Below are 19,019 nucleotides of genomic sequence, written 5' to 3' on the forward strand. Positions count from 1 at the left end.
ACCCGGCGCGGCTTCCGCAAGGTCACACATTCGGCAGTGGTACAAAGAAGTTCATGCGTAGACTCCTGACCCTGACTGTGCTTGCCTCGGCCCTCGCGGCCTCGTCCGCCCACGCCGCCGATCTTCGGCTGGGCCTCAACACCAGCGCCGCGCTGGGCTGCCAGATCGTCGGCCTGCGGGCAGGCGTGCAGTCTGACCGGATCGGCTTGTACGGTCAGGTGTCGTACTGCAACGCCCAGAACGCCACTGGCGCTTCGTTCGGTGGGGGCGTGAGCTATGACGTGGCCAAATTCAACAACCTCAACGTGTACCTGCTGGGCGGCATCGACACCCTGCCGTCGGGTTCGCTGGCAACCAGCCTGGGGGCGGGTCTGCGCTACAGCACGCCGCTGCTGCCGGTCGAAGGTTATGTCGAGGCCGGAGCGCAGTTCATCCGCTCGTCGCTGCTGACGGTGCCGGGGCCGCGCCTGGCACTGGGCGTCAACTACCGCCTGAGCGTCGAGAACTTGCAGGGCAGCATGGTGCCCGATCCCAAGCAGGCCGATGACGCCAGCGTTCAGTACGCCGGTAGCGCGCCTGCCGAGTGCAATCTGACCCAGGAGCAGGACGTGGCCTCGGCGCGCGCCACTGCCAGTAGCGCGGCTTCCTCGGGCCTGAGTGACGCCTCAGGAGCCTACGGTGCGGTTTACAGCGGCATCAGCTACAACGTCAGCGTGGGCGGGGTCAGCATCAGCGGCAACAGCGCCAAGGTCAGCGGCAGCGTCAAGCTCAGCGCCACCCAGCGCAGCAGTGGTCAGCCGGTGGGCGGTACCTTCGGCGGCACCATCAGTCTCACCCGCAACGGCTGCGGCTGGCGGGCCACCGGCTACAGCCGGGGCTGAGCGGACATCTGAATGCCGCAGGAGCCGGGAGTCCAGGGGAATGCAGTTGCCTTGAACCCTTCGTCCCTGTCGACGCTCAGACCAGGTTCAACCGCAGCTTTCACCTTTCCGAAAACTGCTGTGACTAAGAGCCTGTTCGGAAAGTCTATTCAGGTGACGAGCGGGGCCAGTTTTCGCCAGATGATGAGGCAGGCAGCCAACTCGACAAATCCCAGATACAGCGCTTGACGCTTTTCCCAGCGGGTCTGGAGCCGTCTGAACCGATTGAACCAAGCGTGCCCAACTTCCACCACCCAACGTCTTGGCGGATGGCGATCTGGGTCTGTTGGCGCAGGAAGCGGTGTTTCCTTTGACGCTTTTTTCGGAATATGCACGACGAAGCCCGCATCGCAGGCTAAGGTGCGACACGTCGGCGTGTCGTATCCACGGTCAAGAAGGAGATGGCGTTGTTCCTCAATCTGCGGTTGAGGAACAACGGTGACAACGGCCTCCAGCACGTCTTTGAGTTTCTGACTGTCATGGCGGTTGGCCCCACACAGCACGACCGCTAACGGAATACCTTTGGCATCCGTCAGGAGAGTGCGTTTACAACCAGCTTTGCCTCGGTCAGTTGGATTGCTCCCCGTGGCTTCCTCGGCACCGGAGGCCCCCTTTTTCCCAACGGCGCTTTGACAATGCTCCCGTCTGCGGCTTGCCACTCCCAATCGATGCCGAGTTCCTCGCCATATTCCTCGAGGATCACCGCCCACGCCCGTCTGAGACAGCCATGTTCCACCCAAGCGCTGAAGCGCTCGTGAGCCGTAGAGACCGGAGAGTAGCGCCGTGGGAGTTGACTCCATTGACTGCCGGTGCGGGCGAGCCAAATTAAACCATTGAAAATGGAACGGGCGTCCCGTGAGGGACGCCCAGACTTCTTGCGCGGTTTGTCAATGATCAGGAGCGGTTCAAGACGTGTCCAGAGGGCATCTGGCACTTCCCAGATGGTTTCTTGCTCATCAATCTGCGCTTGGTGAGGCTGTGTCGTCGTCATGCCCTTAGTCTACATACTTTCCGAATAGACTCTAAGCTGAGGCGAAGTGGCCCGCGCACCTTTGGCCGCCATCCTCTAGGATCAGGACCGTGACTTCCCAGCCGTCCGCCACCCATCCACTCGCCGCGCCGCTGCTCTCGGGCAGCCGCCGCGCCCTGGCCCGCGCCATCACGCTGGCCGAGTCGTCGCGGCCTGAACATGTGCGCGAGGCCCAGCGCCTGCTCGCCGAACTGCTGCCGTACACCGGGCGCAGCGTCCGGGTCGGGTTGACCGGGGTGCCGGGGGTGGGCAAATCCAGCTTCATCGAGGCGCTGGGTCTGCGGCTGGCCGGTGAGGGCCATAAGGTGGCCGTGCTGGCAGTGGACCCCAGCAGCCAGCGCACTGGCGGCAGCATCATGGGCGACAAGACCCGCATGCCCGGCCTGACGGTGCATCCGGGGGCCTTTATCCGGCCCAGTCCCAGTGGCGGCGCGCTCGGCGGTGTGGCCCGGCGTACCCGCGAGGCGGCGCTGCTGTGTGAGGCGGCGGGCCACGACATTATTCTGATCGAGACGGTGGGCGTGGGCCAGAGCGAGACGCAGGTGGCCGCCATGACCGACGTGTTTGTGCTGCTGACCCTGCCCAATGCCGGGGACGAACTCCAGGGCCTCAAGCGCGGCATCATGGAACTGGCCGACATCTGCGTGGTCCACAAGGCCGACCTCGACGCGGCGGCAACCCGGCGTGCCCAGAGCGAACTCACCTCGGCCCTGCACCTGCTGACCCCGCGCTCGGCCTCCTGGCAGCCGCGCGTGCTGGCGGCCTCGTCGCTCACGGGTGCAGGCTTGCCCGAACTCTGGGCGGCGGTTCAGGCGTGCGTGGCCGATGAGACGCGGGTGCGGGCGCGGCGGCAGTCGCAGCTCGGAAGCTGGTTCGAGGAGCTGCTGCGCGAGGCCGCCTGGCAGGCCCTGACTTCGAGGCTTGACGCTGCTGAGTTGCGCCGCGTGCGCGCTGAGGTGGACGCAGCGAGACTGACCCCGGTGCAAGGCGTCTCAGCGCTGCTGGAAGCGGTGGGAAGGGCCTAGGGCCGAAAGTCTCCCTTTCTCCCGGGCCTGCCCGTCTTGTTCCACTGCTTTTGCTAGACCCGCTCCAGCGCTCGCCAGGGTTTGGGCGGCCACTCGGCCCGCAGAGCGTCACCTGCCCGCACCTCGCCGCTTATCAGCACCACGCCCATGATGCCTGCTCTGCGGATCAAGCGCCCGGCGGCGTCCCTGTCCAGCACGGCGGCCAGCAGCCCGCTACGGTGCTGCTTCAGCCCGAATGACTCGATCTGAGCGCAGGGATTCCGCAGCCCGGTGACCTCGACCACAGCATCGGGGCCAAGATGTAGCCGGGTGCCGACGGGCAGGGCCAGCAGATCAGTGCCCCGCGTGGTGACGTTCTCGCCGAGCTGCCCGGCCCCGACAGTAAAACCCTGGGCGGCCAGCTCATCGAACAGTTCGGCGTGGATCAGATGGACCTGGCGCAGGTTCGGCTGGCTGGGATCGGCGGCGACCCTGGAGCGGTGTTGCACGGTGACACCCAGGTGCGAATCATTCTCCACACCCAGGCCCGCCAGTAAGCGGATGACAGGCTGCGCGACCTTGCTGAATCGGTGTGCCCCGTCGCGGCTGACGGCCTGCACCGTCGCCTGGGTTGTGTGCTGGACTGGGCCGGACATGTCGCCTTCCATTGTGCGCCTTGCTGCCGCTCTCCAGTATCCCCTTTTCCCTGAGCGGACACCATGCTTTTTTGCCTGACGCTCTCATGACCTGGGGCTTATCATGGGGGTACCGGCAGGAGCCCACAACCCACGTTCATTTCAACTTCTGACCGGGAAAGAGGTGACCTTGTGCATATCTACAAGCTGAGCGGACGCAACGTTGACGTGACCGACGCCCTGCGCGACTACGTGGAGAGCAAGCTGACGCGGCTCGACCGGTTTAACGGTCAGATCACCGACGCCCGCGTGACCCTCACCGTACGCGATGTGAGAGACGCCGCGCGCCGCAACCGCGTCGAGGTTCAGCTCAACGTGCCCAACGGCATTATTCGCGCCGAGGAACACCACACCGACATGTACGCCGCCATCGACAAGGCCGGTGACGTACTGGAGCGCCAGCTCCGCAAATTCAAGACCCGCATCATGCGCCAGCGCTTCGACGCGCCGATTGACGCCCAGACGTCCATGCCAGACGCGGACGGTGGCGACGATGTGAGCGAATTCAAACCCGAGATTGTGCGTCAGAAGCGCTTCGACATGCGCCCGATGTCCGCCGAGGACGCCGTGACCCAGATGGAAGCGCTCGGCCACGACTTTTACGTGTTCATGAACATGACCACCCACTCGTGCGGGGTGGTGTACCGCCGCAAAGACGGCCACTACGGGCTGATCGAACCGAGCTGAACTCGGCAGATAAGACCCTGGAAACCAGTCGGTCTCGGTCCCAGGGTCTTTACAATTTGTCCAGCAGCGTCCGTGCTTTTTCCTGGTCGCGCACAAGCTGGGCCTTGAGTTCGTCCAGGCCGCCGAATCTCTGCTCAGCGCGGATGAACGAGAAGAACTTGACTTGCAATTCCTTGCCGTAGAGGTCGCCGTCGAAGCCCAGCAGGTTGACCTCGAAGCGCATTTCCAGCCCGCTTACGGTGGGCCGGGTGCCGATGTTGGCCATGCCACCGTGGGTCTCGGTAACGCCGCCCGACTCGACCTGCACCCGCACCGCAAAGACGCCCCTGGGCAGTGCCTTGCCGCTGGCGACTTGCACATTGGCGGTGGGGAAGCCCAGGGTGCGCCCGAGCTGATCGCCCTGCACCACCACGCCCTGGGCGCTGTAGTGGCGGCCCAGGAAACGCCGCGCGCCGTCCACGTCGCCTGTGCGCAGAAATTCGCGGATGCGGGTGCTCTTGATGTCCTCGCCGCCCAGGCTGTGCATCGGCAGCGCCGTCACGTCGCGGCTGATCTGACGCAGGTCGTCCACGCTGCCGCCCCGGTCCTTGCCGAAATGGAAGTCCTCACCGACCACCACTGCCAGCGGGCGCAGGCTCCGCAGATCGTTCAGAAACTCGCTCTTGGGCCGGGCGGCGAACTCGGCGGTGAACGGCACGGCGATCACCTCGTCCACGCCGTAGCGCGAGAGCAGTTCCAGCTTCTCCGGCAGGGTCGACAGAAACTCGACGCCCTGGGTAAACACGCGGGTGGGCGGGTCGAAGGTATAGACCACGCTCGGCACGTGGTGAAAGCGGGCACGCTCGCGCAGGCGGGCCAGCAGCGCCTGGTGCCCCAGGTGCAGGCCGTCGAAGGAGCCGATGGCCACTGCCGTCGCGGTGTCGGGCCGCTGGCTGGCCGAGAGGTAGGTCTTCAAGTCAGTGCCGACCCTGTGGCCCGCCTGTCTGCTCGCCCTGTTGATCGCCGCCTTGCTGATCAACCTTACGGCCCATGTTGGGGTCGGGCGGCGCGCCCGTGAGGGCCAGCAGCGCCGCTGTTACGGTGGCTGCGCTGCCCTTCAGCGAGCCGTCACGCAGGCCGCGCAGCAGCACTTCGGGCCTCAGCCACAGCACCTCGATGTCCTCGTCGTCGTCCATCGGCAGTCTCGACTCGTGGGGGTTCTCGGCCCGGAAGACATAGAGTTCCTCGTCGCTGAAACCGGGGCTGGAGTAAAAGCGGGTCAGCAGGGTCATGTCGGCGTCCAGGCCTGCCTCCTCCTGGAGTTCGCGGCGGGCGGCGGCCTCGGGTGTCTCGCCCTCTTCAATCAGGCCCGCTGGGACTTCCACGGTGTGGGTGTTCACGGCGCGGCGAAACTGGCGCACGCACAGCAGCTCACCCGCCTCGTTGAGCAGCAAGACCGAGACCGCCGGGGCGTGGCGCACGATCTCCCACTTCCCTTCCTGTACTTCCAGGCTCACGATGCGCCCGCTGTAGATGGTTTTGGTGTCGGTCATGGGGGGCAGTTTAGCAGGCCACATGAAAACTCCCCGGCTCTGCTCAGCAGCCGGGGAGTGGGAGGGACGGGAAAGCTGGTGCGGGAGGTCTAGCCCCGGTCCACCTGGCGCAGGAAGGCCGGGATGTCGTAGTCCTTGGGGTCATAGTGGCTCTGGCCGCGCGAGGTCCGCACCGTGGAGGAGGGAATCGGGTCGAGCCGCCCGCCGCCCAGCGGGTTCTGGGTTTCGTTGAAGCCGGTGGCGATGACCGTGACGCGCACTTCCTCGCCCGCGTTCTCGTCGAACGACACGCCGAATAGCATGTCGGGGTCCTCGTGGCCGGTGGCGTCACGGATCTTCTCGACAATTTCGTGGGCGTCGTTCATCGAGAGGTCGTAGCCGCCGGTCACGTTGACCAGAATGCGGCGGGCACCCTCGACGCCGCGCTCCAGCAGCGGACTGTTGATGGCGCTGGCAGCGGCCTCGTCGGCCAGCTTGTCGCCCCGGCCCGAGCCGATGCCCATCAGGACTGCGCCCGCGTTGGAAAGAAGGTTGCGAACGTCGGCGAAATCAACGTTGATCATGCCTTCCACGTTGATCACGTCACTGATGCCCTTGACGCCGTAGTACAGCACCCGGTCGGCGATCAGGAAGGCGTCGCGGATCGAGACTTTCTTGTCGACGGCGGTCAGGAGCTTTTCGTTGTTGACGACGATCATGCCGTCGACCCGCTCCTGCAACTTCAGGATGCCGTCCTCGGCCACCTTGCTGCGGCGCGGTCCCTCGAACTTGAAGGGCTTGGTCACGATGCCCACCGTCAGGATGTTCATCTCGCGGGCAACCTCGGCCACCACCGGCGCGGAGCCGGTGCCAGTGCCGCCGCCCATGCCCGCCGTGATAAAGAGCATATCGGTGCCTTCGAGGTATTCCTTGATGCGTTCGCGGTCTTCCATCGCCGCTTTCTCGCCCACCTCAGGGTTGGCTCCCGCGCCCAGGCCGCGCGTCAGGCGGTCTCCGAGCTGAATCCGGACTTCGGCGTGGCTTTTGGCCAGCACCTGTGCGTCGGTGTTTCCGGCGATAAATTCCACGCCTTCCAGCCCCGACTCAATCATGCGGTTGACGGCGTTGTTTCCTGCTCCACCCAGGCCGATCACGCGAATTCTAGCCGCTTGCATCAATTCTTCTCCTTAAGACCGGAAGGTGCCTTCCGTGCGCTTGTTAGTTTAGCCCAGGATACTGCCTGCGGCGCTCGGGCATACCGGGGTCATTCTTCGACGCCGCATAGACAACAGCACAGGCCCCGGTCTGTTCTGACTGGAGCCTGCGACTGGATGGGGGCTTTGGCTTACAGTATACGGGGTTACATCACCCGGCGGGCACCGATATAGCGGGCCGACCAGTAGGGATTGGAGAGGTTATCGACCATGGTGCGCCCGTAGTAGCTGTTGGCGTTGGCAAAGTCGCCGTTGCCCAGGTAGATCGCCACGTGCGACACGCCCCGGCCCATGGTGTTGAAGAACATCAGGTCACCCGCTTGCAGGTTGCTGCGTCCCACCGCCGAGCCGCTATGAAACTGCGAGGCGGCGGTACGTGGCAGTGAGACGCCCATTGAGCGGTAGACCGCCTGGGTGTAGCCGCTGCAATCCAGCCCCCAGTTGCTGCTGCCGCCCGATGCATAGCGGATGCCCAGAAAGCGCAGCGCCGCCGTGCGGATGGTGCTGCTGCCGCCGGACCTGGGGGCAGAGACGGCAGTCGCCGGGCGGCTGGAGGTCCCCGAGCCGAGGTTGAGTTTCTGGCCGACTTGCAGGGTGGTGGTGTTCAGGCCATTGATCTGCATCAGCTTCTGCGGCTGCAAATTGTTGCGCTGCGCCACACTCGAAATGGTGTCTCCAGCTCTGACGGTATAGGTGGCGGCGGCAGCAGTGCCAAGGCTGCCGCTCAGGGCAACTACGGTCAGGAACATTCTGAAGGCATTCATTAACGTCTTGAAGTTTATCAGCCCTTTAACTTTCCCCCATTCACCCTCATCTTAGGATTGGTTTTTTGCTGCTGGGTGCAGGAAAAATCGCTACTAAAGCCTCTCCTCATTCTTTAGGCCGCCCTGAGAGTTTGCCATAATTCTCATTTTATTTCTCATTTGTGACATTTCTGACTTGACCGCCTGGGTGGGCTGATGGAGCCAGCGCGCAGACCCCGAATACAATTTGACTCACGATTCACATTTTTCGTATCTCTCGATCTGACTTGTGGGGGATTGCCGCTGCCGAACGCCCGCAGAGTCCATCAAGAAGAGGGGAGAGCAGGCCAATTCGGCTGGCTGTTTCGGGCCGGAAATGGCTTTCCCCGGACGGTAAGTACGGACTCGGATGAAATCTATTTGCAAAACCGGTTTCATCTGACCAGCGGGCAGGCGCCCATCCGGGCGTATCGTCGTGAGCAGCACCTGCACCTGTACAGGTCTCCTTCCTCCGTTCTGCCCAAGACAGTAGGAGAAGGAGAGAAACAGGTTCCAGACATGGAATAGACGAATCGGCTTTTCTGAGGCAGAGCGGACGCCTGCCCGCTTTTCCGGTTTGCATACGGAACAGACCGAACCCGTATAAGACTGTCTTTACCCCCGAAGCATCGAGATGTCCTCCCGGCAAGCTGGGTCGAGACTCAGAACATGCGCCGCTTGAGAGTCGTTTCTGGAGGAGTGCTGCCCCGGATGCTGGCCGGAATGCAGATAGCCTGCGAGTTCGCGCCCTCGTCCCGCAGCGTGGCAGCGCAGATCCTGAGTTTCAATACGCGGGTGGCTGCTCTCCAGACAGCGGTGCAGGTTGAACTGCTGGGCCAGCCGGGCAGCCTGGGCCGCGAGGGCTGGGCGCGCTAAGAAGCCGGATCGGCAGCTTGCCAGGGCCGCTGTGGGTGGCCGAGGCGGTGCAGCTCTTGACGCCTACCCAGATGCAGACTGTGACGCCTGATCTGTGCAGCGTGCTGGTGCCGGGTGTGTCCACCAACAGCTCGGACTGGCTGACCTGGGCCACCACAGTGGACGTGCAGGCATGTCGGTGCTGGCAAGCGTCGCCAACACCGACCTGACCCAGCCTAGCCGTACCACCCGGCTAGGGTCAGCCACGCGGCCCAGCAGGGGGTACGCCGCCCCTGCGCTTCGGGGCCGCCATGCCGGGCGTTTAACTGCGGCGCGTGTCGCTCAACACATTGGTGGCGACGCTCTTGGCCCGCTAGCGGCACAGGCTGTTCCCCGGCCAGCGACATCGCCATGGTGGGCCGAGTCCTCATCGACCGGCATGCTCTTGAGCGTTGGCTGGTCCTGAACCGGGTGTGTTTGGTGGCCCTAGAATCCGCAGATGGCTTCTCCCATTTCTTTTCCTCTCGCTCCGGCAGGCGTGCTGTTCGACATGGACGGCGTGCTGACGAGCAACAACGTTTTTCACCGGCAGGCCTGGCGCGAGGTGGCGCTCTCGCACATGGGTCTGAGCCTGACCGAGCTGGACCTCGACACCAAGGTGGACGGCGGGCGCAACCCCGAGATCATGCAGCGCCTCACCGGACGCCCGCCCACGCCCGAGGAAGCACTTCTCTTTCACACCGCCAAGGAGGAACGCTACCGCACCCTGGCACGCGGGGCACTGCGTGAAGTGGCGGGGCTGAGCGCTTATCTGGATATCCTCTCGGCGCGGCAGATTCCTTACGCCCTGGTGACCAGTGCTGACAGGGTCAATGTCGAGTTCGGGCTGGAGGCGCTGGGATTTTCGGGGCACTTTCCGAAGCGGATTCTGGGCGAGGACGTGACGCGTGGCAAACCCCATTCCGAGCCGTTCGAGCGCGGCGCGGCGCTGCTGAACCTCGATCCCCGGCACTGTCTGGCCCACGAGGACGCGGTGAGCGGCGTCATGAGTGCAGCGGCGGCGGGCTGCGTGGTGGTGGCCCTGAGCACCACCCAGACCGAGGCGGCCCTGCTCGCGGCGGGCGCGCGGCTGGTGGTCCCCGATTTTCAGAACTGGCCGGGCTGGCTGGCGTAGGTTCCGCATGGGTCAGTAGTCTAGCCCGACCCGCCTGCGCTGCCGCCGCAGGCGCGTACAGTAAACAGCATGTTCAGCCAGACGGCGTTCTTTTATTGGTTCGGAAGGGTCCGGGCCTAGAACGCGCTGCGTTTGCTTCCCCGCCCGGAATCCACTCCGGCGCGGGGATGTTTCATTCAGGAGAGCCATGCCAGAAAAAGTCATCTCGGAACCCGTGATCGCCAACACCCACGTTTCCCGCTTCGATCCGTTGACCTCGCCGCGCGACCTCAAGGCCGAACTGCCGCTGACCGAGAAGGCCCAGCAGACCGTGACCCGCGCCCGCCAGAGCGTGCAACGGATCGTCCACAAGGAAGACCCCCGGCTGCTGCTGATCGTGGGACCGTGCAGCATCCACGACGAGGCGCAGGCGCTGGAGTACGCGGCCCGGCTCGCCAAACTCCGCACCCAGTACGCGGACCGGCTGGAAATCGTGATGCGTGTTTACATGGACAAGCCGCGCACCACCGTCGGCTGGCGCGGTTATCTCAACGACCCGCATATGAACGGCCAGAACGACTTTAATCTGGGCCTCAAGATGACCCGCCGCCTGATGCTGAAGATCAATGAACTCGGCGTGCCAGTGGGGACCGAACTGCTCGATCCGTTCGTGCCGCAGTACATCGACGATCAGCTCAGTTGGGGGGCCATCGGCGCGCGCACCACTGAGTCGCAGACGCACCGGGCAATGGTCAGCGGCGTTTCGGCTCCGGTGGGCTTCAAGAACGGCACCGGTGGCAACATCAAGCTGGCGGTGGACGCCATTGTCAGCGCCGGGAAGCCGCACACTTTTCTGGGCATCACCGACGAGGGCCAGGCCGCCGTCGTCTCGACTCGCGGCAACCCTGACGGCCACGTGATTTTGCGCGGCGGGCGTTTTGGCCCCAACTACGCCGCCGAACACGTGCAGGAAACCCTAGGCCTGATGACCGACGCCAAGGTCACGGCGGGCCTCGTCGTGGACTGCTCGCACCACAACAGCAATTACCAGTTTGAGAAGCAGCTCGACGCCTGGCACGACGTGATTTTACAGCGGGTGGCCGGAAACGATGCCCTGATCGGCCTGATGCTGGAGAGCAACCTGAATGAGGGCAAGCAGGGCATTCCGGCAGATCACGCCGACCTCAAATACGGCGTGTCGGTGACCGACGCCTGCGTGGGCTGGGAGAGCACCGAGGAGTTGCTGAAGTGGGCCTACGAGCAAATGGGCGCAGTGGTGAAGTCCGAAGTCGTGAGCTGAGCGAGCAAAGATTGGCCCGCTTTCAGGTTTTAGGGCTGGGGCATCTCCCGCAGATTCCGCATGAACGTCGCCCAGTCGAGCGCAGGCAAATCAGGCAGAGTCTGGCCACCGTAGCTCAGCGCGGTGACGCTCCCGTTTGGGCCGCGCCTGAATACTGCACCGGAGTCACTGAGCGGGGCAGTCTGATCGCTGGGCAGCACCGCCAAATACAGGCCAGTGTCTTTGAAATTCGGCGGCAGATTAGGCATAACTGGCCGAGACGTGATCGATGACTTTTGAGACGGGATCAGGAGTTGCTGGAGAAGAGTCCAGCGGCCCAGTGAGAGCGGCCTGTAGGGAGCGCCGTCCTGACTGGACACCAGCATGCCACCTGTGATGACCCGGATTTCAGAGCTTGATGTGGGTGTGACAGGCAGGTGCTTCATGCCGCTACAGACCGAGTTTCCAGGTCCAGCTTTTTCCAGATTCAGGTTTGGTGGATCGCCTGCTGAGCCGTCAGCGTAGCTGAGGGGGGAGTGGATGGTCAGAACGGATGAGAACAGGTTCTAGTCCTGCGGGCAGGCGTTCGAGCCCTCCTGACCAGCAACCAGCCAGCGTTCCTGATAACGGTAACTGCCCGGCCAGCGCTTGGACACGGCGTACTCATTGACGGTAGAAAGGACATTGCTCTTGATCATCACATGGTCCGGCGTGATGTAGGCGTAGTAGATGGTCCGGGTGGCTTTCGGGTAAGTCAGGACTGCGCTGTAAGAGTTCGCATCGATTCCGAGCGGCGCATCGGGGTTGTACCAGAGCACCGCCATATCGTCCGGCTTGAGATTGCTGCCGGTCACGTTGATGCCTTCTTTTGGCGGCATCAGGTTGTTGTAGACCCACCAACTCCCGGTTGCCAGCGACATCAAGCCCAGTACCGCCCAGCCGAGGGTTCGGGGGAGGCTCCAGCCCAGCAGTCCCCGGTTCATTGGAGCCGGGTCGCCCATTGCCTGCACCGCCAGAAACTCGGCTTCCTCCCGCGCAAAGCCTTTTTGCTCCAGCTCAGCCACCCGCTCCAGCAGGTGTGCCCGCAGTTCGGCAGCGGCGTCCAGTCGCTCGGCTTTGGGTAGGCCAAGTGTGGCGCGCTGAATATACTCATTCAGGCTCAGCATTTTGCCGGATCGGCCAGCAGCCTGGCGGGTCATGCCAGTCACCCCAGCCACCCTGACCACCCCAGCCGTGTGAATAACAGCGCGTCGAGCGCTCCCCGCAGGCTGCGCCACTCGGCTTTCTTGGCCCCCAGCGCCGCCTGTCCACTTTCGGTCAGGCGGTAATACTTGCGTGGCGCACCGCCCCGGTCACTTTCCTGCCACTCGCTCTCCACCCAGCCGGATTTAACCAGCCGGTGCAGGGCCGGATAGAGACTGCCCTCCCGCAGATCAAACGCGCCGCCGCTGCGGGTGTTGACGTGCTGCAAGATTTCCAGGCCGTAGCGCGACTGGCTTTCCAGTGAGGCGAGCAGCGCCAGATCGAGCGTGCCGGATTTGAGCGGGGTCATGACTAGAGTGTAGAACAAGGTAGCTTGCACTGCAAAGTAGTGCCAACATTCAACAGCAAGCGGGCCGACCCACTCAGAGTGCGGTCCGCTTGCTGAAACGGGTTAGAGCTTAACGCTCAGTGCTCCCATCATCGGCTTCACGGCGGCGTCGAAGGCCTCGTATCCGGCAAAATCGAGCTGCTGCTCGTTGTCGCTCAGCGCCGTGGCCGGGTTGGGATGCACCTCGACGTGCAGGCCGTCTGCGCCCACCGCCAGGGCCGCCTTCGCCAGCGGAATCAGGAGGTCGCGCCGCCCCGCCGCGTGGGTCACGTCCACCAGCACTGGCAGGTGGGTTTCCTGCTTGGCCAGCGCCACTGCCGAGAGATCGAGCGTATTGCGGGTCCACTTCTCGAAGGTGCGGATGCCGCGCTCGCAGAGCATCACCTGCTTGTTGCCCTCGGCCAGAATGTACTCGGCGGCGTAGAGCCACTCCTCGATGGTGGCGGCAAACCCGCGCTTGAGCAGCACCGGCATCCCGCTGCGGCCCACCTCGCGCAGCAGGGCGAAGTTGTGCATGTTTCTGGCCCCGATCTGCAAGATGTCGGCATACTCGGCCACCACCTCCACGTCGCGGGTATCCATCACTTCGGTGACAAACAGCATATTGTGGTCGCGCGCCGCGCCCGCACCCAGAATCAGGCCATCGATCCCCATGCCCTGAAAGCCGTACGGACTGGTGCGCGGCTTGTAGGCCCCGCCACGCAGAATCCGGACGCCTTTCGCGGCCAGGAACGAGGCCGTCGCCTCCATCATCTCCTCGCCCTCGATGCTGCACGGCCCGGCGATGATGATCGGCGGCGCGTCGCCCCCCACCCGCACCCCTTTGATGTCCAGCACGGTGTCGGTGCTCTGCACCTTGCGGCTGACCAGCAGCTGCTTTTTGTCGTTGGCTTCCTCCAGGTCCAGGCTGGCCCGGAAGATTTCCTTGAAGATGCTCTTGAGGGCCGCTGCCGAGAAGGGGCCGGGGTTGACCTCCTCGATGTACTTGAGCTGACGCTCCTCGCGGGCCGGGTCGTAATGGTGCGGGCGGCCTTCCAGGGTCTTGACGTGGCCGATCTCGGCGGCCAGAGCGGCGCGGCGTGAGATCAGCCGGATCAGGTCGTCGTTGATCAAATCGATCTGGGCGCGCAGGCTTTCGATGCTGGCGGGCGAGCTGATTCCCGCGTCGTCCGGCACAGGCAAATCGTTGTGGTTCATCTGCACAGTCTAAAAAGCGCGCCCGGCCAGGAAGCGGGGCGCACTAGTCAATTGACAGGTTTTTTGAATGGAGGTTCAGAGACAGGGGAGCCGGATCAGGTGGGGTTGCCGGATTCCAGCGTCTGTTCGGGACGAACCCGGAACACCCGCGAGAGCAGCACACCGAGTTCGTAAAGAACGTATAAGGGCGCGGCGGCGATACTCATGTTGATCGGGTCGGGAGTGGGGGTGATGATGGCTGCCAGGATCAGGCAGACCATGAAGGCGTACTTCCACATCTTTCTGAGCATCACGTGGTTGACGATGCCGATGCGGGTCAGGATCACGGCCAGAATCGGAATCTCGAAGCACAGGCCGAACGAGATCAGCAGCGTGATGATCTGGCCCATGTACTGACCGATCGAGAAGATCGCGCCGACGGTGCCGCCCAGGAAGTCCACCAGAAACTTGACCATCGGCGGCAGGATCATGTAATAGCAAAAAGCGATGCCCGCGACAAAGCTCAGTCCCGCGCCGACGATGAAGGGACCGCCGTATTTGCGCTCGTTGGGATACAGCCCAGGCGCGATGAACAGCCAGATCTGATGCAGGATGAACGGCAGCGCCAGCGCCAGCCCCGCCCACAGGGCGATGGTGAAGCTGAAGATCAGTTGCTCGGTAAGGCCAGTGGCGACCAGTTGCAGCTTGTCCGCTTTGTACAGGTTGGTGTAGGTCAGCGGCTCTTTGAGCAGCAAGATGATCTGCGGCACTTTTGTCCAGGCAATGCCCGCGCCCACGACCAGAAAGAGCAGGCTGTAGATGATGCGGCGGCGCAGTTCTTCCAGGTGGTCAAAGATCGGGGCGCTGGCGTCGGCGTTGAGTTTGGTCATGGCCCGCGCCCGGTTTAGACGTCGCTGTCGCGGCGCGGCGTGACGACGGTGGTATCAGGAGTGTCCTTGCTGGTGGACTTGAATTCCTTGATGCCCTGGCCGAGGCCCTTGGCGATCTCAGGAATCTTCTTGGCTCCGAACAGCAAGACGACGACCAGCACAATTAAAATCAGTTCCATCGGACCCATAAAACTCCTTTGAGCGCCCGTGAGCGCGGCAGCGAGAGAAGGCAAGTACAGCAGGGGAAAGGCTTCAACTGGTTATACGCGCCCCGGCTCCAACTAGATGTAAGGGGAACAATCTAATCTCCCAACATAAAGAAGCTTTGAAGACGCGCTCAGCTCCGGCGCTCTACCCTGGCACTTTATTCCTGGCGCGTGAGCCAGCCGGAGAGCCAGGGCAGCTTGCGGGCCAGTTGGCCCTCCGACTTGGCCGCCGCCAGCTTGCGCCAGTAGCGCAGGCTCCAGCCCTCGATGTTGCGCTGCACCCCACGTCCCAGGGCCATTGCGCCCTCCGGTACGTCTGCACTCACCGTGCTGCCACCAGCCACGAAAGCCGCGTCACCCAGTTTCAGCGGCGCGATCAGTGTGGCGTTGCTGCCCACGAAGACCCCGGCCCCGATCTCGGTGCGGTGCTTGCCCAGGCCGTCGAAGTTGGCGGTGATGGTTCCGGCCCCGATATTGCTCTCGGCCCCGATGCTGGCGTCGCCCAGGTAAGCCAGGTGTCCGGCTTTGACGCCGCTGGCGAGGTGGCTGTTCTTGACTTCCACGAAGTTACCCACGTGCACGCCTTCCTCCAGCACTGTGCCGGGCCGCAGGCGCGCGAACGGCCCCACGTCGCTGTTCTCGCCGACCACCGCTCCGTCCAGGACGCTGTGGGGTTTGACCTGAACGTTGGCGGCCAGGCGGCTGTCGGTCAGGTGGCTGTACGCGCCGATGACCGTGCCGGACGCGATCTCGGTGTGACCACGCAGCACCGCGCCGGGTTCGATCACCACGTCGGGAGCGATGGTCACGGTGTCCTCGATGTAGCTGGTGGCCGGGTCTCGCAACGTCACCCCGGCGCGCATGTGGCGCTCGTTGATGCGCCGCTGCATCAGCCGGGCGAGTTCGGCCAGTTGCACCCGGTCGTTGGCCCCCATGACCTCGCTGGGATCGGGAATCTTGAAGGCGGCCACCCGGCTGCCCTGCCCACGGTAGAGGGCCAGCAGATCGGTCAGGTAGTATTCGCCGGCGGCGTTGTCGTTGCCGATGTGGGCGGCGAGGTCGGGGGCACGGGCGTCCATCAGGTACACCCCCGAGTTGAACTCGGTGAGGCGCAGCTGCGCCGGGCTGGCCGCCTTCTGCTCCACGATGCGCTCGACCTGGCCGCCCTCGCCGCGCACGATCCGCCCGTAGCCGCTGGCGTCGGGCAGTTCGCTGGTCAGCACCGTCAGGGCGTTGGCCTCGCGGGTGTGCAGGCGGCGCATGGCGTTCAGGGTCTCGGCGCTGAGCATCGGGCTGTCACCGTAGAGCACCAGCACGTCGGCGTCGCCGCGCAGCTCGGCGGCCCCCAGCAGGAAAGCGTGTCCAGTGCCGAGCTGCTGATCCTGGCGGGCAAAGCGCACCCCGCTGCGGGCGAGGGCGGCTTCCACCTGCGCCGCACCGTGGCCGGTGACCACCACGATGTCGCGGGCACCGAGGTCATGGGCGGTCTTGACGGCCCAGGCGACCATCGGACGGCCACACACCTCGTGCAGCATCTTGGGCAACTGAGAGCGCATGCGGGTCCCGGCTCCGGCGGCCAGAATGACCACGTCGAGCGGGCGCGCCGTGGTGGGCGGATCAGGAATGGGCAGATCATGAAAAATGTGGGTTTGTGTCATGGGATACGGGCAGTCTACCTGCCGGGTGCCGGGCGCGCGCCGGGTGTGGCGCAAGAGAGAGCCGCGCCGCTGGAATTGATCCTGGCGGCGCGGCTGTGTTGAGTGGTGGTGTTCGGGGTTGGTGCCCAGTTTCGGCTCAGCTCTGGCCGGTCTCCGACTTGACGGGCTGACCGGCTGCTGGGGCAGGCTTCCCGAACGGAATTTCCGGCTGCCGGGCCACCCGCCAGAGCATGTAGATGGACACCACGATCAGCGGAATGCTCAGCACCTGGGTCAGCGTCAACAGGCCGATGCCGGGATTGCTCAGGCCCTCGTTGAGGTAGATGTTGGGCGAGAGCGGATTGAGCCGGAAGGTCTCTTCCCAACCGGCCCGCAGGATGCTGTACCACAGCCAGAACTGCCAGAAGGCCCAACCGGGGTGGCGCGAGCGCATCCAGAAAGCCGAGGCGACGATCAGCATGATGCCGATGATGATGCCGTAGAGCTGGGTGAAATGCACCGGGGCGGTCATGACCAGCTGGCCGTTGATGGTCTTGCAGTACTGCACCAGGTTTTCTTCGGTGGCGGGGTTGCACATGGCGTCGTGAAAGCCGCGCGCCCAGTCGGGCCAGCGGTAGCCCACCGCCCAGTCGGTGACGCGCCCCACCGTGTCCGAGCCGTTCATGATGTTGCCCAGCCGCCCGCCCACGATGGCGAAGCCGATACCTGGCACGAACATGTCGGCGTACTGGTAGAAGTTGACGCGGTGCCGCCGGGCCATGTAATAGAGCATCCCCACGCCCGCGATCAGGCCGCCGTGAATGCTGATGCCGCCCTGACGGATATTGATGACGTCGTAGAGCAGCGCGAGGCCCGACTTGCCGCTGAACAGTTCCCAGGACGTCGCCACGAAGGTCAGCCGCGCGCCGATGAAGCCGATGACCAGTGGCCACAGGATCATGTCTGAGAAGAGCTGCTCGTTGAGGCCGCGCCGCCGCACCATCCGGGTGCCGATGACGGCCCCGATGAAAATGCCCAGCGTCATCAGGACGCCGTACCAGGCAATCGAGAAGTTGCCGATCTGTAAGAAGACTGGATGCATAAGTCGGAGCCATTCTAAACCCCCGGCGTGAGGAACAGCCTATTTTCTCACAATTCCAGCGCCCGCCGCAGCCGTTCCCGGCCCAGCACCCCCTTGGCGATCACCACGCCGCCGCGCGTCAGCACAGGCACGTCCCAGCCGTAAAGGCGCTCCAGCTCGGCGTCGCCGCTGATATCGATGTGCTCGAACGGCTGACCCAGCGTTTCCAGATTGGCCTCGGCATCCTCGCAGAGATGGCAGCCGGTGCGGGAGTAGAGGACTAATTTTGCGTCCAGGCCGCTCATGACTCCAGTCTCTTCATAACCACAGGCTCCGGGCCGGGTCCCACAGCCGCCACAGTTCCCACAGGCCGATCAAGAGGTGCAGCACGAACTTGGCCGCCACCCCACCCAGCACGCCCAGCACCGTACCGTAGGCCGACTTGAGCGCGGCCAGCGGCGATTTCCTGACGACCAGCAACTCGGCCAGCAGTGCGCCCGTCAGCGGCCCCACGATCAGGCCGAAGGGAATGAACAGGCCCGCCAGACTGCCGATCAAGGCCCCCCAGGCGGCCTGTCTGCTGCCGCCGTAGCGCCGCGCGCCCCAGGCCGAGGCCAGGTTGTCGATCAGTGAAATCAGCAGCGTGATGACGCCGAAGGTCATCAGAAACGGCAGATCGGGCCAGGGGTGAAAGCCGCCGAGGAAGGTGGCGGCCAGCGCCCCGGCGAAAATGATCAGGGTGGCAGGAATCACCGGCACGAAGGTGCCGACCATCCCGATCAGCCACGCCAGCAAAAACACCACGAAAGGCCAGGTCACAGGTCCATCACGCTTCAGGGTACGCGCCCGGCCCGGTTGGAGTTGCCAGACTGGAGTGGACTGCCGCTGCCCCTTGCCGCGTTGCCCCCGCTTCTGATACACTCCTGCGGTGCGCTCCGGCTGGCTGCTGACGGGCGTAAACGACGCCACGAGCGTGGCCCGCCGAGGAAAGCGGAAGCATTACCCTCAACCTTCCGAAGGAACAAACTAACATGGTCAAGATTCGCCTTTCCCGCTTCGGTTCGACCCACAACCCCCACTACCGCATCGTGGTCACCGATGCCCGCCGCCCCCGCGACGGCGGCTACATCGAGAACCTGGGTCACTACGACCCGCGCAAGACCACCGAGAACTACCTCAAGGTGAACGTGGAGCGCACCCAGCACTGGCTGGCCAATGGTGCCCAGGCCACCGATACGGCCCGCCGCCTGCTCAAGTCGCAGGGCGTGAAGTTCTAACAGTTCAGTACTGTTGACGAAAGCCGTCTCC

General features: G+C 64.1%; 23 protein-coding genes and 1 pseudogene. 8 read left to right on the forward strand and 16 right to left on the reverse strand.

The window, feature by feature from the left end:
- Positions 1-53: 53 nt before the first annotated feature.
- Positions 54-881, forward strand: coding sequence for a hypothetical protein (locus N0D28_RS06505; RefSeq protein WP_260561555.1), 828 nt, complete (start codon positions 54-56; stop codon positions 879-881).
- 149 nt (positions 882-1,030) lie between these two features.
- Here the strand turns inward: N0D28_RS06505 and N0D28_RS06510 are convergent, their stop codons facing one another.
- The gene (locus N0D28_RS06510; RefSeq protein WP_260560479.1) at positions 1,031-1,720 is read right to left on the reverse strand and encodes an IS5 family transposase; all 690 of its coding nucleotides are present in this window, start codon (positions 1,718-1,720) and stop codon (positions 1,031-1,033) included.
- Positions 1,690-1,911, reverse strand: a pseudogene (locus N0D28_RS06515) (transposase); the annotation flags it as partial. The gene N0D28_RS06510 and the pseudogene N0D28_RS06515, both read right to left, overlap by 31 nt.
- A gap of 89 nt (positions 1,912-2,000) precedes the next feature.
- On the opposite strand from N0D28_RS06515, the gene meaB reads away from it, so the two are divergent.
- On the forward strand, positions 2,001-2,975 hold the full coding sequence (gene meaB, locus N0D28_RS06520; RefSeq protein ID WP_260561556.1) for a methylmalonyl Co-A mutase-associated GTPase MeaB: 975 nt from the start codon (positions 2,001-2,003) through the stop codon (positions 2,973-2,975).
- A 53-nt stretch (positions 2,976-3,028) separates the two neighbouring features.
- Here the strand turns inward: meaB and N0D28_RS06525 are convergent, their stop codons facing one another.
- Positions 3,029-3,610, reverse strand: coding sequence for an MOSC domain-containing protein (locus tag N0D28_RS06525; protein WP_260561557.1), 582 nt, complete (start codon positions 3,608-3,610; stop codon positions 3,029-3,031).
- Between the two features lie 171 nt (positions 3,611-3,781).
- Between N0D28_RS06525 and hpf the strand changes: the two genes are divergently transcribed.
- Entirely contained in the window at positions 3,782-4,336 is a 555-nt protein-coding gene (hpf, locus tag N0D28_RS06530) for a ribosome hibernation-promoting factor, HPF/YfiA family (protein ID WP_260561558.1), read from the forward strand.
- Between the two features lie 49 nt (positions 4,337-4,385).
- Here the strand turns inward: hpf and ribF are convergent, their stop codons facing one another.
- From ribF to N0D28_RS06550, 4 genes are all read right to left on the reverse strand, one after another.
- A complete protein-coding gene (gene ribF / locus N0D28_RS06535; RefSeq protein ID WP_260561559.1) occupies positions 4,386-5,291 on the reverse strand; it encodes a riboflavin biosynthesis protein RibF in 906 nt (301 codons plus the stop codon).
- A 1-nt stretch (position 5,292) separates the two neighbouring features.
- Positions 5,293-5,868, reverse strand: a complete 576-nt coding sequence (locus N0D28_RS06540) for an NUDIX domain-containing protein (RefSeq protein ID WP_260561560.1) — start codon at positions 5,866-5,868, stop codon at positions 5,293-5,295.
- Positions 5,869-5,957: 89 nt separating this feature from the next.
- A complete protein-coding gene (gene ftsZ, locus N0D28_RS06545; protein ID WP_260561561.1) occupies positions 5,958-7,022 on the reverse strand; it encodes a cell division protein FtsZ in 1,065 nt (354 codons plus the stop codon).
- Between the two features lie 185 nt (positions 7,023-7,207).
- The gene (locus N0D28_RS06550; RefSeq protein ID WP_260561562.1) at positions 7,208-7,825 is read right to left on the reverse strand and encodes a C40 family peptidase; all 618 of its coding nucleotides are present in this window, start codon (positions 7,823-7,825) and stop codon (positions 7,208-7,210) included.
- Positions 7,826-8,512: 687 nt separating this feature from the next.
- On the opposite strand from N0D28_RS06550, the gene N0D28_RS06555 reads away from it, so the two are divergent.
- The 4 genes from N0D28_RS06555 to N0D28_RS06570 all read left to right on the forward strand — a co-directional run bounded on the left by N0D28_RS06555 (position 8,513) and on the right by N0D28_RS06570 (position 11,151).
- Complete coding sequence (locus N0D28_RS06555) at positions 8,513-8,719, forward strand: hypothetical protein (protein ID WP_260561563.1); 207 nt, start codon at positions 8,513-8,515, stop codon at positions 8,717-8,719.
- Positions 8,720-8,736: 17 nt separating this feature from the next.
- Complete coding sequence (locus N0D28_RS06560) at positions 8,737-8,928, forward strand: hypothetical protein (protein WP_260561564.1); 192 nt, start codon at positions 8,737-8,739, stop codon at positions 8,926-8,928.
- A gap of 269 nt (positions 8,929-9,197) precedes the next feature.
- On the forward strand, positions 9,198-9,872 hold the full coding sequence (locus tag N0D28_RS06565; RefSeq protein ID WP_260561565.1) for an HAD family hydrolase: 675 nt from the start codon (positions 9,198-9,200) through the stop codon (positions 9,870-9,872).
- Between the two features lie 187 nt (positions 9,873-10,059).
- On the forward strand, positions 10,060-11,151 hold the full coding sequence (locus N0D28_RS06570) for a 3-deoxy-7-phosphoheptulonate synthase (protein ID WP_260561566.1): 1,092 nt from the start codon (positions 10,060-10,062) through the stop codon (positions 11,149-11,151).
- Positions 11,152-11,696: 545 nt separating this feature from the next.
- On the opposite strand, the gene N0D28_RS06575 is transcribed toward N0D28_RS06570, so the two are convergent.
- The 9 genes from N0D28_RS06575 to N0D28_RS06615 form a co-directional block, all read right to left on the reverse strand.
- On the reverse strand, positions 11,697-12,329 hold the full coding sequence (locus N0D28_RS06575) for a permease prefix domain 1-containing protein (RefSeq protein WP_260561567.1): 633 nt from the start codon (positions 12,327-12,329) through the stop codon (positions 11,697-11,699).
- Positions 12,330-12,334: 5 nt separating this feature from the next.
- A complete protein-coding gene (locus tag N0D28_RS06580) occupies positions 12,335-12,682 on the reverse strand; it encodes a PadR family transcriptional regulator (protein WP_260561568.1) in 348 nt (115 codons plus the stop codon).
- A gap of 102 nt (positions 12,683-12,784) precedes the next feature.
- Positions 12,785-13,918, reverse strand: a complete 1,134-nt coding sequence (locus N0D28_RS06585; protein ID WP_260561569.1) for a bifunctional 3-deoxy-7-phosphoheptulonate synthase/chorismate mutase — start codon at positions 13,916-13,918, stop codon at positions 12,785-12,787.
- Positions 13,919-14,013: 95 nt separating this feature from the next.
- Positions 14,014-14,787 (reverse strand): twin-arginine translocase subunit TatC, encoded by a 774-nt coding sequence (gene tatC, locus N0D28_RS06590; RefSeq protein ID WP_260561570.1) that lies wholly within the window; start codon positions 14,785-14,787, stop codon positions 14,014-14,016.
- Between the two features lie 14 nt (positions 14,788-14,801).
- Positions 14,802-14,966, reverse strand: a complete 165-nt coding sequence (gene tatA, locus N0D28_RS06595; protein WP_344983705.1) for a twin-arginine translocase TatA/TatE family subunit — start codon at positions 14,964-14,966, stop codon at positions 14,802-14,804.
- A gap of 185 nt (positions 14,967-15,151) precedes the next feature.
- Positions 15,152-16,651 (reverse strand): bifunctional UDP-N-acetylglucosamine diphosphorylase/glucosamine-1-phosphate N-acetyltransferase GlmU, encoded by a 1,500-nt coding sequence (gene glmU, locus N0D28_RS06600; RefSeq protein WP_260561572.1) that lies wholly within the window; start codon positions 16,649-16,651, stop codon positions 15,152-15,154.
- 136 nt (positions 16,652-16,787) lie between these two features.
- Complete coding sequence (locus N0D28_RS06605; protein WP_260561573.1) at positions 16,788-17,732, reverse strand: prolipoprotein diacylglyceryl transferase; 945 nt, start codon at positions 17,730-17,732, stop codon at positions 16,788-16,790.
- Positions 17,733-17,779: 47 nt separating this feature from the next.
- Entirely contained in the window at positions 17,780-18,016 is a 237-nt protein-coding gene (locus N0D28_RS06610) for a glutaredoxin family protein (protein WP_260561574.1), read from the reverse strand.
- A 13-nt stretch (positions 18,017-18,029) separates the two neighbouring features.
- A complete protein-coding gene (locus N0D28_RS06615; RefSeq protein WP_260561575.1) occupies positions 18,030-18,530 on the reverse strand; it encodes a DUF456 domain-containing protein in 501 nt (166 codons plus the stop codon).
- Between the two features lie 212 nt (positions 18,531-18,742).
- On the opposite strand from N0D28_RS06615, the gene rpsP reads away from it, so the two are divergent.
- Positions 18,743-18,988: a 30S ribosomal protein S16 gene (rpsP, locus tag N0D28_RS06620; RefSeq protein ID WP_260561576.1), complete on the forward strand. Its 246-nt coding sequence runs from the start codon at positions 18,743-18,745 to the stop codon at positions 18,986-18,988.
- Positions 18,989-19,019: the final 31 nt, after the last annotated feature.

This window comes from Deinococcus rubellus (genome assembly GCF_025244745.1).
GTDB classification, from domain to species: domain Bacteria; phylum Deinococcota; class Deinococci; order Deinococcales; family Deinococcaceae; genus Deinococcus; species Deinococcus rubellus.